Origin of the sequence: Pseudomonas sp. 3296, from assembly GCF_031456615.1 — a bacterium.
In the GTDB taxonomy this organism is placed as follows: Bacteria; Pseudomonadota; Gammaproteobacteria; order Pseudomonadales; family Pseudomonadaceae; genus Aquipseudomonas; species Aquipseudomonas mucoides.
Map to the genome: position 1 here is coordinate 486,168 of NZ_JAVDUY010000004.1, position 13,732 is coordinate 499,899.

13 protein-coding genes are annotated in these 13,732 nt (G+C 59.9%); 8 read left to right on the top strand and 5 right to left on the bottom strand.

The features are described from left to right. Positions 1-287 precede the first annotated feature (287 nt). Positions 288-653: a DUF6124 family protein gene (locus tag J2X66_RS13485; protein WP_310265025.1), complete on the bottom strand. Its 366-nt coding sequence runs from the start codon at positions 651-653 to the stop codon at positions 288-290. A 420-nt stretch (positions 654-1,073) separates the two neighbouring features. Here J2X66_RS13485 and J2X66_RS13490 point away from each other — a divergent pair, with 420 nt between their 5' ends. Then, positions 1,074-2,003, top strand: a complete 930-nt coding sequence (locus tag J2X66_RS13490) for a LysR substrate-binding domain-containing protein (protein ID WP_310265028.1) — start codon at positions 1,074-1,076, stop codon at positions 2,001-2,003. On the opposite strand, the gene J2X66_RS13495 is transcribed toward J2X66_RS13490, so the two are convergent. Together J2X66_RS13495 and J2X66_RS13500 are read right to left on the bottom strand one after the other, a co-directional pair. Then, the gene (locus J2X66_RS13495; RefSeq protein WP_310265030.1) at positions 1,915-2,511 is read right to left on the bottom strand and encodes a DinB family protein; all 597 of its coding nucleotides are present in this window, start codon (positions 2,509-2,511) and stop codon (positions 1,915-1,917) included. The two genes, J2X66_RS13490 and J2X66_RS13495, sit on opposite strands and share 89 nt — an antisense overlap. Positions 2,512-2,650: 139 nt before the next feature. Then, positions 2,651-3,784, bottom strand: a complete 1,134-nt coding sequence (locus tag J2X66_RS13500) for an NAD(P)/FAD-dependent oxidoreductase (RefSeq protein WP_310265032.1) — start codon at positions 3,782-3,784, stop codon at positions 2,651-2,653. Between the two features lie 361 nt (positions 3,785-4,145). Here J2X66_RS13500 and J2X66_RS13505 point away from each other — a divergent pair, with 361 nt between their 5' ends. From J2X66_RS13505 to J2X66_RS13530, 6 genes are all read left to right on the top strand, one after another. Continuing rightward, positions 4,146-4,409, top strand: a complete 264-nt coding sequence (locus tag J2X66_RS13505; RefSeq protein ID WP_310265034.1) for a hypothetical protein — start codon at positions 4,146-4,148, stop codon at positions 4,407-4,409. A gap of 303 nt (positions 4,410-4,712) precedes the next feature. After that, positions 4,713-7,433 carry a magnesium-translocating P-type ATPase gene (mgtA, locus tag J2X66_RS13510; protein ID WP_310265036.1) on the top strand — a complete coding sequence of 907 codons (2,721 nt, stop codon included), beginning with the start codon at positions 4,713-4,715 and terminating at the stop codon, positions 7,431-7,433. 149 nt (positions 7,434-7,582) lie between these two features. Further along, a complete protein-coding gene (locus tag J2X66_RS13515; protein ID WP_310265039.1) occupies positions 7,583-9,238 on the top strand; it encodes a Na/Pi cotransporter family protein in 1,656 nt (551 codons plus the stop codon). Then, positions 9,226-9,594: an SLOG family protein gene (locus J2X66_RS13520; protein ID WP_310265041.1), complete on the top strand. Its 369-nt coding sequence runs from the start codon at positions 9,226-9,228 to the stop codon at positions 9,592-9,594. The genes J2X66_RS13515 and J2X66_RS13520 overlap by 13 nt, the downstream gene beginning before the upstream one ends. 20 nt (positions 9,595-9,614) lie before the next feature. Beyond that, complete coding sequence (locus tag J2X66_RS13525; protein ID WP_310265043.1) at positions 9,615-10,388, top strand: hypothetical protein; 774 nt, start codon at positions 9,615-9,617, stop codon at positions 10,386-10,388. Between the two features lie 95 nt (positions 10,389-10,483). Then, complete coding sequence (locus J2X66_RS13530; RefSeq protein ID WP_310265046.1) at positions 10,484-10,801, top strand: DUF2388 domain-containing protein; 318 nt, start codon at positions 10,484-10,486, stop codon at positions 10,799-10,801. Between the two features lie 52 nt (positions 10,802-10,853). Here J2X66_RS13530 and J2X66_RS13535 read toward each other — a convergent pair whose 3' ends face one another. Beyond that, positions 10,854-11,783, bottom strand: coding sequence for a pyridoxal-phosphate dependent enzyme (locus tag J2X66_RS13535; protein WP_310265048.1), 930 nt, complete (start codon positions 11,781-11,783; stop codon positions 10,854-10,856). 66 nt (positions 11,784-11,849) lie between these two features. Beyond that, positions 11,850-12,641, bottom strand: a complete 792-nt coding sequence (locus tag J2X66_RS13540) for an SDR family oxidoreductase (protein ID WP_310265050.1) — start codon at positions 12,639-12,641, stop codon at positions 11,850-11,852. 124 nt (positions 12,642-12,765) lie between these two features. On the opposite strand from J2X66_RS13540, the gene J2X66_RS13545 reads away from it, so the two are divergent. Further along, on the top strand, positions 12,766-13,713 hold the full coding sequence (locus J2X66_RS13545; RefSeq protein ID WP_310265052.1) for a GlxA family transcriptional regulator: 948 nt from the start codon (positions 12,766-12,768) through the stop codon (positions 13,711-13,713). Positions 13,714-13,732: the final 19 nt, after the last annotated feature.

Consider the following 13,732-nt stretch of genomic DNA (forward strand, 5'->3'; position numbering starts at 1 on the left):
CTCTACAGCATCCATCATTGATATTCTAATCTTAAGAAAAAAGCAAACATTGAGAACGAGCTTGAATTAAATCATCCTTATTAACCGCCGTATATGCGCGACCTGCGGGCCCAACAAGGCATAACAGCAATAAGGAAGCGGAATTATTTATTCCTAATTACTGTGACATACAAAAAATGACAAAAAAGGCGACAGACCTGTTTACCAAATAGATCTGTCACCTTTTAACTGCGCTGAGGCTCGGACAAGCACCGCAAAACTCAGCTTTCAGCCATGCAGTTGCGGCATTAGCCATGCGGGTCGACGTTATCCAGCATCCGATTCACCGCCAGTTCGCCCAACATCACGGAGTTTTGAATGCCCAGCAGGGTATGGCGCTGAGTGCCGTTCAATTGCCCGGCGAAGTCGCTCAACATCACACTCGCTGACGCCAATGTCTCGCAGGCGTTGACCAGCAGGGTTTCGTTATCGGTGTCGGGGCCGACGAAGTAGATCGTGCTGGGTTTACGCGGGGTGTCTTTGGGGATGACTGGTTTGAGGTAGTAATCGAGGGCGCGGTCGGCGGCGGTGTTGAGTTTTTTTGAATCGGTGGATTCGTAGGGGGAAACGTCGTCGGTATCGGTTTCTGGCGGGTTGGGTGTGATCTTGAACATGGTGAAGCTCCTACAATTAATGGAGCCACCTGGACCTGTCGCTAAACAAGAAAGGGTGGCGGCTGTACACAGGTTAGCGAACCGGGTGTAGGCGCCCGGCAGACCCGAAGGTCTCCCGCGCACAGCCGCCATGACATCAATCGCAGAGATGAACATTCTGCAAGAGAGTTTGGAGCGCTGTTGCGCCTACAAAGGTTCGGGTCGCTAAACCCGATCGCTGATTTGTCAGCGACCCGCAAACGATAGAGTCCCGGCCCAAGGCGCACAAGCCGGCGGATTCTGGCGCAGTCGTCGGCAATGGCGCAAGGTTGTGTAGCCTCGCAGAGTGTCTGGAGATGTGTGTTAAACATCGCCGTTTAATGACCCTCTCAGGTTTGATGCTTTACTGAACAGACCCTCAAAATCCTGCGAGCCTCCAACATGAACCGCAACGACCTGCGCCGTGTGGACATGAACCTGCTGGTGATTTTCGAAACCCTGATGTTCGAGAAAAACCTCACCCGCGCCGGGGAGAAGCTGTTCCTCGGCCAACCCGCCGTCAGCGCCTCACTGGCCAAATTGCGCGATTTGTTCGACGACCCGCTGTTGGTGCGCAACGGCCGTACGCTGGAACCCACCCAGCGCGCATTGGCGATCCTCCAGGAGCTGCAACCGGCGATGGACACCATTTCCGGTGCGGTCAGCCGGGCCAAGGATTTCGACCCGTCCACCAGCCGTGATGTGTTTCGCATCGGCCTGTCCGACGACGCTGAGTTCGGCTTGTTTCCACCGTTGCTCAAGCAGATTCGCGAAGAAGCGCAGAACGTCGTGGTAGTGGTGCGGCGGGTGAATTTTCTGCTGATGTCGTCGATGCTTGCCAGCGGCGAGATTTCTGTCGGGATCAGTTACACCACGGAACTGCCAGCCAATGCCAAGCGCAAGAAATTGCGCGATTTGAGCGTAAAAATCCTGCGCGGCGACGACCGCCCCGGTGTTCTGACACTGGATGAGTTCTGCGAACGCCCCCATGCGCTGGTGTCGTTTTCCGGAGACTTGACCGGGGCTATCGACAACGACCTGGCGCGCATCGGTCGTTCGCGGCGGGTAGTGCTGGCGGTGCCGCAGTTTGCCGGATTGCGCTCGTTACTGGCCGGCACCGATTTGCTCGCCTCGGTGCCGGATTATGCTGCGTGTGCGCTGATCGAAGGCAGCAGCCAGTTGCGGGCCGACGACCCGCCGTTTGACATCGTGCTGTCCGAATTGTCCATGGTCTGGAACGGGGTCAACGATAACGATCCGGCAGAACGCTGGTTGCGCTCGAAAATTGCACAGCACATGTCGGTTCCACTGCCGGGGCATGCAGCGATTTGAAGGCCGTAGGCTGGGTTTCGCGCAGGTACACCGGCAAGTCCGTCACCGGTGGCATGGCCGGGATTTCGAAGTACATCTGAATTACCCAGCCACGGTGGTAGCTGGCATGGTTGACCACGTGCATCAACATGGCGCCAGCGCTCATGGTGCCGCTTTCACCTGAGACAAACGTGAATTCAACGGGTTTATCCAGCGACGTCTCGGTCTGCCGTTCGCTCCAGTCGCAGTACCAGTGATCGATCTCCCGTTGCGCCATGCGCAGTTCGGCAAGGTCGGCGTGCAACAGATCATGCGAGGTTTTGAAGCCGTGCCCTCGGCCTTCGAGGTGAGCCTGCCAGATGCAGTCCACGACATAGATGTGGTTCAAGGTGCCGATCATGTTCTTGAACACCGACACGCGATCTTTGCTGACCTCACCTGCCGGCAATGCCGCCAGGCTGTCAAAAAGGCGCTGGTCGGCCCAGTTTTTGTAATCGGCAAGCATGCGGGCAGTGCGTACGTTGATCATCAGAGGTCTCCCATGGTGATGGGCGCACTGCAAAGCATAGCCCTCATGGCTCCGGGCATCGCAACGACTGATAACCGGCACCTGCGCTTCGTGCCCCTTTGTAGCAGTTGACGAGCTCCGCGAGGCTGCGTTCGGCTCGTCAGCTGCTACGGGGTTGCGCCAGGCGCTGTACCACCCGCTCGGCCAGTGCCAGGCAACTGGTCAGGCCCGGTGACTCAATGCCGAACAGGTTCACCAGTCCCGGCACGCCATGTTCGGCCGGACCGCTGATGATGAAATCCGCTGCAGGTTCGGTCGGACCGGTGATTTTCGGGCGAATGCCGCTGTAGGCCGGTTGCAGGCTGTTATCGGGAAGACCGGGCCAGTAACGGCGGATCGCCTCGTAAAATCCATCGGCGCGGCGCGGGTCCACGCGGTAATCGACCTGATCGACCCATTCGACGTCCGGCCCGAAACGCGCCTGGCCGCCGAGGTCGAGCGTCATGTGCACGCCAAGCCCGGCACTTTCCGGCGCCGGATAGAGCAGATGCCGGAACGGCGCGCGGCCGCTAAAACTGAAATAACTGCCCTTGCACAATCGGGCCACTGGAACGTGCTGCGATGACAAGCCTTCGATCCGGCTCGCCACGTCAGGCGCAGAGAGCCCGGTGCAGTTGATCAAATCACGGCTACTCAAGCGCATGGGTTGCGCACCGCCGATGACCAGATCAAAACCGTGTGCCGTACAACGAGCGGATTCCAGCGGTGTTTGAAAGGCAATCGACATCCCGCTGGCTTCCCCATCCGCCTGGAGCGCGAGCATCAACGCATGGGAATCGATAATACCCGTAGAAGGTGACCAGAGCGCGGCGACGCAGGACAGTGCCGGTTCAAGCGCTCGGGCCTGCGCTGCATCCAGCCACTGCAAATCATCGACGCCATTACGTCGCCCTTGTTCCAACAATGCCCGCAACGCCGCGCACTGGTTGTCATCGGTGGCCACGATCAGCTTGCCCAGGCGCTGATAATCAACCCCGCGCGCATCGCAAAAGGCATACAACCGTTGCCTGCCTTCAACGCACAACTGCGCCCTGAGGCTACCGGTCGGGTAGTAAATACCGGCGTGAATCACCTCCGAGTTGCGCGAGCTGATGCCCACGCCAATCCCCTCGCCGGCTTCGATCAGGATCACTTCCCGCCCGGTCCCGGCCAGCGCCCTGGCAACCGCCAGCCCGACCACGCCGGCCCCAACCACTACGCAGTCGGTATCGATGCTCGATTGTCCTGTGCTCATTTTCAAACCGGCCCTCGCTGCACTCCGTCACATGAAACACAACTTACTGTCATTTGGCTGAACTCAATAATCAAATGTGCAACTTTTCCATTTAATGCACTATTAATCGGGCCTTTAAGGTTGACGGACTCCACCTCGCTGAGTAAATTGCCCGGGCCTTCAACGAAGGCCTTTTTTCAACTCACTCCGGAATTCAATGGACACAGTATCTAGTCGCTGTCGGGTTACTGCTAATCAGCAGAATCTGGCACATAACCCAGACAATGACGGGACTCGACTTTTCGGTCGGGCGAGCTGCGCTAGAGCTTGATGCTCCACCGTAACTTGCCTCGCCGGCGCCGGTCCGGTCCAGAGGCATGTTATGAACTTCAAAACCTCCGTAATGCCCGGCGTACGCGCCTTTGCTTCGACCATGCGGGTCAAGCCCTGCCGTGAGCCTACGCTCGCAAACCGCGCCATTGCGCCGTTTTCCAGCCCTTCTTCCCCTGCCAAAGCACACCCGCGTGCCAACTGGCGCGTCTGCCCGATGACGGGTCGGCTTCAGCAACGCTGGTGCCTGGACGACAGCCAGGAACCACCAAGCCGACGTATCGTGCGCCGCTTCCAGCTGCGAAGCCGAGCCTGACAGGCCGCACATTCAGTTGATTTGAAGGCACTTTAAAGTCCTTCCTTCAACGGTTTCCTGACAAGGGAAACCGACAACTTCTTATTGCCTTTTAAAACACACGTTAATTGGAGTTAGTTATGGACGAAGCCAGTAGACGGTTCGCTGCCTATCACTTCCCTATGGATAGCCAGCGAACGTTAAAACAACAAATCAATACTTCTGACATCGATCGCTTGTTTGCGGCTCGACATACATTCGCTCGCCTGTAGTTGGGTGAGCCGGCTGTGTGTCGTGCCGCAGTCAGCGGCAGGAGCACACGCGATGACCACCGTAAAAACCCCGAACACCCGCGCCAAAGGTGCCAGCAGCGACAACGCCAAACTGTCGATGCGCGCCGCACGAGAAGCTCAAAACGGCCTCGCCGTCACCCTCGCCAACCTCAACGCAACCCCCGACGGTCTGACCGAACTGGAAGCCGAAGGCCGACTGGCCCGTGGAGGCTACAACGAAGTCGCCCACGACAAGCCGCCTCACGCCCTCGTCCAACTGCTCAAAGCCCTGCACAATCCCTTCATCTATGTGCTGCTGACCCTGGCCGGCATCAGCTTTTTCACCGATTACTGGCTGCCGATCAGCCAGGGTGAAAGCGACGATGCCGACCTGACCAAGGTCATTATCATCATGACCATGGTTAGCTTGAGCAGCCTGCTACGGTTCTGGCAGGAATACCGCTCGGCCAAGTCGGCCGAAACCCTCAAGGCCATGGTGCGCACCACCGCCACCGTGATGCGGCGCGGGCAACGTGGCCAGGAGGCGACGCTTCGTGAAGTACCGATGCGCGAGCTGGTGGCCGGCGACATCGTGCAACTCAGCGCCGGTGACATGATCCCGGCGGATATCCGCCTGATCGAATCCCGCGACCTGTTCATCAGCCAGGCCGTGCTCACCGGCGAAGCCTTGCCGGTGGAGAAATACGACACCTTGGGCAACGTCGCCCAGAAGTCCGCTACCGGCTACGCCGCCGATCAATCGAACCTGCTCGACCTGCCGAACATCTGCTTCATGGGCACCAACGTGGTCAGCGGCACCGCCAAAGCCGTGGTGGTCGCGACCGGCTCGCGCACCTACTTCGGTTCGCTGGCCAAAGCGATTGTCGGCTCGCGGGTGCAAACGGCGTTCGACCGTGGGGTAAACAGTGTCAGCTGGCTGTTGATCCGTTTCATGCTGGTGATGGTGCCGATCGTGTTCCTGCTCAACGGCTTTTCCAAGGGCGACTGGAGCGACGCGTTTCTGTTTGCGCTGGCGGTCGCGGTCGGCCTGACCCCGGAAATGCTGCCGATGATTGTCAGCGCCAACCTCGCCAAAGGCGCGATGGCCATGGCCAAGCGCAAAGTGGTGGTCAAGCGCCTGAACGCGATCCAGAACTTCGGTTCGATGGACGTGCTGTGCACTGACAAAACCGGCACCCTGACCCAGGACAAGATCATTCTCGAGCACCACGTCGACAGCCATGGCCGGCGCGACGATGCAATCCTCGAACTGGCGTGGCTCAACAGTCATCACCAGAGTGGTTTGAAAAACCTGATGGACCAGGCGGTGGTGCAATTTGCCAATGCGAATCCAAAGTTCAGAGTGCCGTTCGCCTACAGCAAGGTCGATGAATTGCCATTCGACTTCGTCCGTCGGCGCCTGTCGATCATCGTCAAGGACAGCCGCGACGACCACTTGATGGTGTGCAAAGGCGCGGTCGAGGAAATGCTGTCCATCGCCAGTCACCTCCATGAAAACGGCAGCGTCGTCGCCCTCGATGATCAACGCCGCAAAGACCTGCTGGCCCTGGCCAACGAGTACAACGAAGACGGCTTCCGCGTGCTGCTGGTCGCCACCCGCGAGATCCCGAAAGCACAGAGCAAAAACCAGTACACCACCGAGGATGAGCGCGAGCTGGTGATTCGCGGCTTCCTGACCTTCCTTGATCCACCGAAGGAAACCGCTGGCCCGGCCATTGCGGCGCTGCGGGACATGGGTGTGACGGTCAAGGTGCTGACCGGCGACAACGCGGTCGTCACTTGCAAGATCTGCCGCGACGTCGGCCTGGAACCGGGCACCCCGCTGCTCGGCCAGGACATTGAAAGCATGGACGACACCACCCTCAAGCTGCGCGTCGAAGAACGCACGGTGTTCGCCAAGCTGACGCCGCTGCAAAAGTCGCGGGTGCTGAAGGCATTGCAGGCCAACGGTCATACCGTGGGTTTCCTCGGCGACGGTATCAACGATGCCCCCGCCCTGCGCGATGCCGACGTCGGCATTTCGGTGGACAGCGGCACTGACATTGCCAAGGAATCGGCCGATATCATCCTGTTGGAAAAGAGCCTGATGGTGCTCGAAGAGGGCGTGCTCAAGGGCCGCGAAACCTTCGGCAATATCATGAAGTACCTGAACATGACCGCCAGTTCCAACTTCGGCAACGTGTTCTCGGTGCTGGTGGCCAGTGCCTTCATTCCGTTTCTGCCGATGCTGTCGATTCACCTGCTGCTGCAAAACCTCATGTACGACATCTCTCAGCTGGCGCTGCCGTGGGACAAGATGGACAAGGAATTCCTCAGCAAACCGCGCAAGTGGGACGCGAAGAACATCGGCCGTTTCATGCTGTGGATCGGGCCGACGTCATCGGTGTTCGACATCACCACGTTTGCGCTGATGTGGTACGTGTTCGCCGCCAACAGCGTGGAAATGCAGGGCCTGTTCCAGTCCGGCTGGTTCATCGAAGGGCTGCTGTCGCAGACGCTGGTGGTGCACATGTTGCGCACGCAGAAGATCCCGTTCTTCCAGAGCACGGCGGCATTGCCGGTGATTCTGATGACCGGGCTGGTGATGGTGCTGGGCATCTACATTCCGTTCTCGCCACTGGGCACGCTGGTCGGTTTGCAGCCATTGCCGTGGGCGTACTTCCCTTGGTTGGTCGCCACCTTGCTCAGCTACTGCGTCTTCGCGCAGGTCATGAAAACGATCTACATCCGCCGCTTCAAGCAGTGGTTCTGACCGGCTGAACACTGCTGACAATGTGGGAGCGAGCCTGCTCGCGAAGACAGAGTGTCAGGCAACATTTTCGTTGGCTGAAACGCCGCTTTCGCGCGCAGGCTCGCTCCCACATGAACCGCGCTTAACCCTACTAAAAAAGGAGAGTTCTCATGTCGGGAACGACTCTACTGATCAACCTCGCAGGGGCCATCGCACTGCTGCTGTGGGGCACTCACATGATTTCTTCGGCGTTGCTGCGCGGCTTTGGTTCGCCGTTGCGCCAGTGGCTCGGCCACCACCTGAACAACCGCTGGATGGCGTTGCTGTCGGGGATCGGCATCACCGGCCTCCTGCAAAGCAGCACCGCCGTCAGCCTGATGGCGACCTCGTTCACCGCCGCCGGCACCCTCGCGCTCGCCCCGGCATTGGCGATGATGCTAGGCGCCAATTTCGGTTCGACCCTGGTGGTGCAACTGCTCAGCCTCGACCTGTCAATGCTCATGCCACTGATGCTACTGACGGGGGTGATCGTCTTTCGCCTGCGCGATGACTCACGCTTTGAAAGTATCGGCTGTGCGCTGATCGGCCTGGGGCTGATGCTGCTGGCCCTGCACATGCTCGGTTCAACCCTGGCGCACGTCGAAAGTACGCCGGTGTTTCAACTGATCATGCAAAGCCTGGACGGCGACCTGCTGATTGCCCTGCTGGTGGCGCTGCTGCTCACCTGGCTCTGCCATTCCAGCGTGGCCGTGGTGTTGCTGATCGTCTCGCTGGCCGCGACCGGCATGCTCTCGGCGACCACCCTGGTGGCGTTGGTCCTGGGTGTAAACATTGGTGGGACCTTGCCGTCAGTGATCAACGCCGGATCGAGCGTCGGTCGACGTTTGCCGCTGGGTAATCTACTGGTGCGGGTGGTCGGAGCGCTGGCGGTGTTGCCGTTTGCCGGGTGGCTGGCCGAGACGAACCTGAATCCGACGACACTGGTGGTGGTCCTGCACAGCGGTTTCAATCTGTTGTTGGCATTGGTGTTCATCGGTTTGACCGACGTACTTGCCAATGCCCTGACCCGGCTGCTGCCGGATCCGGTGCGGGAAGTCGATCCCGGCATGCCGCACTATCTGGACGAGGCCGGCCTGGACGTGGCCAATATCGGTTTGTCCAACGCGGCCCGGGAAGCGCTGCGCATGGTCGATATGTTCTCGGCGATGCTCGGGCGCCTGTTGCAGCTGTTCCACACCTCAGCGCCGACCTGTGTCGACGACGTACGACGCATCGATCAATCCCTGGACCTGCTCAGCGCAGCGATTCGTGCCTATCTGGCCGACATCGGCAAAGAAGGCCTCAGCGACGACGATGCTGATCGCGCCCAGGAAATCCTCTTGTTCGTCATCAACCTTGAACACGCGGCGGACATTCTCTCCAGCAGCCTCGCGCAATTGGCGATGCGCAGGGTGCGTCGTGGCGAACAGTTCTCGGCGTTCGAGTTGGGCAACATCGCCCCGCTGCACGACGCCTTGCTGGAAAGCCTGAGCCTGGCGATCAGCGTGTTCCTGCGCGAAGACATCGCCATCGCCCATCAATTAATCAGCCGCAAGGAAACCGTCAGACAGCTCGAAGCGCACGCCAGCCGTGAGCATTTTCGCAAACTGCAGGACGACAAGAACACCTGGGCCGAGTCCGGAGACCTCTTCCAACGCGTGCTGCGCGATTACCGCCGCGTGCACCACCACATCGCCGCCCTCGCCTATCCATTGCTTGAACGCGTCGGTGAGCGAGTGATCGAGAACAACGATCCGGCGAAGGAAACCCCGTCATGCGCCTGCTGATTTGTGCGGGACGCCATTACGCCGACAGCGGCCATTGCCGACGGGTGCTCGACGCCTTCCAACGCGCGCACCCGGTGCGTGTGCTGATCCATGGCGGCAACCGACATCTGGGCGGCGAAATCGAAGAATGGGCGCGAGAACAAGGCATCGACCTTGTGCGTTACCCGCCTAACTGGCAGCGCCACGGCAAGTCGGCAGAGCGCTTGCGCAACCACTTCATGTTGCGCGACAGCCGGCCGGACGTGGTGATCGCCCTGCCCGGCGGCGAAGACACCGAAGAGCTGCTCGCCCAAGCCCGGGCGGCCGGTTTGCAAACCCTGTCGCTTGCCACCCCAAACACAACGCACCCCTTGTAGAAGCTGTCGAGGTATACCTCATGCACAAACCGACTCGTGAATTCATGTCCTTTTTACGCAACCTGCCACCCGTGCAAGGTCGAAGGGTGCGGCGCAATCTGTGGTTCGTCAGTATCACCCTGAGCCTGATCGCACTCCTGACAGTGATGTCCAACGCCAAAGCCGCCGGCGGCGCTTATGTGGTGGATGATGCCGCGATCAATGCACCAGGCGAATGCAACATCGACACCTGGTACCAGAGCGGTCGCCATAATCGCTCATCGAGCAACGCATCGTTGTCCCAGGACTGCACGCTGAAGGGGCTGCCCACCCTGCAACTCGGCGCGGCCATTGCGCACAGTCGCGATGACGCAGACTCGGAAACTCAACTAAGCCCGCAGTTCAAGACCTCGCTGTTTGCGCGAGAAGATCTCGGTCTTGAATGGGCGCTGGCAGGTGCGGCACATTTCGCGTTCAACCGGGCACACGCCTTCGATGGCGGCGAACTTAACCTTCCGTTCACCTACCAGCCGATCCAAGCGCTGCGCCTGAACCTCAATACCGGCTGGGCAAAGGCCTATGACGATGGTGAGCAAAACCATCGCTGGACCTGGGGCACCGGTGTCGAATACGACCTGGCCCGGTCACTGACGCTGATTGCCGAACGCTATGGCCAACGGGGTGCTGAACAGGCATGGCAGGGGGGGCCACGGTTTCATCTTGGCGAGCGTCTCGACGTGGATGTGGTGGCGGGACGTCACCTGACAGGGGATCGTGATCAGTGGTTGACCAGCGGAGCAACACTGCGGTTTTGAACGATATCGCGCGGTTAAGGAACTCCTGGCGCTCACCGCGCATCCTAGACTATGAGGTACTTCCTATTTGCTTCATGCTTTCAGAGGACACTGTCATGCGCCGTCTGATTATCATTTCTTCCCTGATGCTGTGTTTGCCCTTCGGTTCGGCTATGGCCAAAGTGGACGCGGAGGATGTCGCCACGTCGGCCGGGGTATCGGCTTCGCTGTACTCGACGTTCAAGGACCATAAACTCATGATTCCCGCCCGGGATGACGCCTCCAGCTTCGTGGCCAGTGGCGGTGCGATTCGCGGGGTTTATCTGGAGTCGGTGTTGAAAAAAATCCGTCAGGACAATCCCGGCCTCAACGCCACTGATGAAGACCTGGCTCGGGCCATCCTGATCCAGGAAGGCGATGCTGCCGGCCAATGAAGTCTGGGAAAACAGCGGTGGGGCTTGTGACACCTGGATAGCGTTTGCAGCCCTACTTCGCTTTCCCTGCGGACAACCGTGCCCACCCGGCGACTAACTGTGCGCTGACGCTCACCCCGCCACAGACCACGATCACCACGTCGTGCGCAGCGGCTATGGCGGGATGGTCGAGGTACGCCACCGCCAATGAAACACCGCACGCCGGTTCCACCAACTGGCGCAGGTCGCTGGCAAAACGAACGACGCCCATGATCGCGTCCTCATCGCTGAGCACCACGCATTGATGAGGGAAATCACGGAGGTGCTGTACTGGCCAGGCCGCAACCTTCGCCGCGCCCAGCGATGTCGCCACAGTATCGATGCGCGGCAGTCGGACCGGATGCCCGGCCTTCATGGCCGCCGCGAAAGAAGCGGCGCCTTCGGTTTCGCAAGCGATGATCCGGCAATCCGTGCGGCCATGGCGAATCAACCCCGTGAGAATTCCCGCCAGCAAACCACCGCCGCCCACCGACGTCACCATCGCATCGACTTGAGGACACACCTCCAGCACTTCATCGACCAAAGTGCTGTGCCCTTCCCACAACACCGGGTGATCAAAAGCCGGCACGTATTCGGTGTCAGCGTCCTTTGAAAGTTCTTTGGCCCGTTGATTCGCTTCGTCCCAGACCTTGCCGTGGACAATCACTTGCGCACCGGTTTTTTTGATCCTGTTGCGGGTCGATTCCGGGGTCGTATGCGGCACCACAATGCAGGCACTCAACCCAAGGCTGGCGGCTGCAATGGCGGTGGCAAAACCGGCATTACCGCCCGAAGGGCAAACGACTCGACATTTTCCCTGCGCCTTGGCCTGAGTGCACAGAAACCCCATGCCACGCAGCTTGAACGAACCGCTCGGTTGCAGGTTTTCCATCTTCAGCCAGATCCGCCGGGTCGGTGTCGACAAGCCCAGGTGCAGCAGCAACGGCGTTTTAATGTGCAGCATCGCGGGGCGTCCCAAAGGTGAACCGTTCTTATCCAAGCTTAGTTCACCCTGCCCACAACCCCCTGGTTAGCAATAACGCGGTGCGGCGCTGGAGTTGCCGAACAACCCCGACAGAGTCTGACGCTGCGCTTCGTAACGGTCCCATTGCTCGCCGTCGTGCAGGCTCGGCACGGTCACCATTTCGCCATTCGCCAAACCCACCAGCGCGGCATCGACCATCTCTTGCGCCGACATCACGATTTCTTGCGGCAAGTTTTCCACCGGGTTACCCGCCTCGTTCCAGAAATCGGTTGCGGTCGCGCCGGGCAATACCGCCTGGATGCGGATACCTTTATCCGCCAGCTCATGGTGCATCGACTGACTCAGGCCCAGCACAAAGGCCTTTGTCCCGCCGTACACACCATTAAGGATTTCCGGTGCGACCGCAACGATGGACGAGATGTTGATCACGGTGCCGGTGCCGCGGGCGACGAAGCCTGGCACCACGGCGTAGGCCAGACGCATCAGCGCGGTAACGTTGAGGGTGATCATGTCTTCCATCTCATCGACCGGGCTGCCCAGCAATGGCATGACAGCGCCGACGCCGGCGTTGTTGACCAGCAAGGTGATGCTGGCGTCGTTGCGCAGGATTTGCTCGACCCGCAGCACATCGGCTTTGACTTTCAAATCGGCGGCGACCACCTCCACCGCGCGCCCGGTTTCATTGCTCAAGTGGTTCGCCAGAGCGTTCAGTTTGGTCTGACTGCGGGCGACCAGAATCAGGTCGTAACCCTGACGCGCGAGACGGTCGGCATACACCGCGCCGATGCCCGACGATGCGCCAGTGATCAATGCGGTGCCTTTGGATGAGAGAGCCATGTCGAGTTTCCTTCACAGTGAGGCGATCAGTTCGCCGGGTGCGAACAGTTATAGAGGCTCTTACACTTGTCTCAAATGACGTTTAAAGTACGTTTTCAGGACATGTCCTTTTGAGGGTCTGGCAATGACTAGCGTGGCATTTGTGGTGTTCGAGGGTTTCCAGTCCATGGCGCTGGCCGCCATGCCGGTGTTCGAGTACGCCAACTTCAGCGCCGGTGAGACGCTGTATGACGTCAGCGTAGTCTCCGAAGATGGCAGCACCCTGCGCGCCTCCGGGGGATTGAGCGTCGGAACCCTGGCGTTCGGTGAGCGGGTATTTGATACGGTGATCGTGGTCGGCGGCGATTGCATCGTCCAACAGGCGCCCGACAGCGTGCTGACCTACCTGCGCGACAGCGTGAGCACCGCACGGCGGATGGCGTCAATTTGTTCCGGGGCGTTCGTGCTGGCGCAGGCCGGTCTGCTCGACGGACGGCGGGCCACCACTCACTGGGCGTATGCCCGAGACCTGCAAGCGCGTTTTCCCTCGATCAAGGTGGAAGAAGACCGCATCTACGTGGTCGACGGCTCGATCTGGACTTCGGCCGGCATGACCGCCGGCATCGACCTGGCGCTGGCCATGGTCGAGAAGGATCACGGCGCGGAACTGGCGCGTTCCGTGGCGCAGAAACTGGTGATGTACCAGCGTCGTGCGGGCGGCCAGTCCCAGCATTCGGCGTTACTCGAATTGGCACCAAAATCCGACCGCATTCAGACTGTTCTTGGCTACGCCCAGGAGCACCTGGCCTCGCCGCTGTCGGTGGAGCAACTAGCCGAGGTGGCGCGCCTGAGCCCACGGCAATTCAGCCGCAGCTTTCGCGCCGAAACCGGGCAGACGCCGGCCAAGGCCATCGAAAACCTGCGTCTGGAAGCGGCGCGGCAGATGCTCGAACGCGGGCGCCTGACCCTCGATCAGATCGCTACTGAGGCCGGTTTCACTGACCGACGCCGCATGCGTGAAGCCTTTCTAAGGGCATTCGGCCAACCGCCGCAAGTGATCCGGCGCAATGCCAGGGCCGAGTTGAACGCGTGAACAACCGTGGGCATCTAAA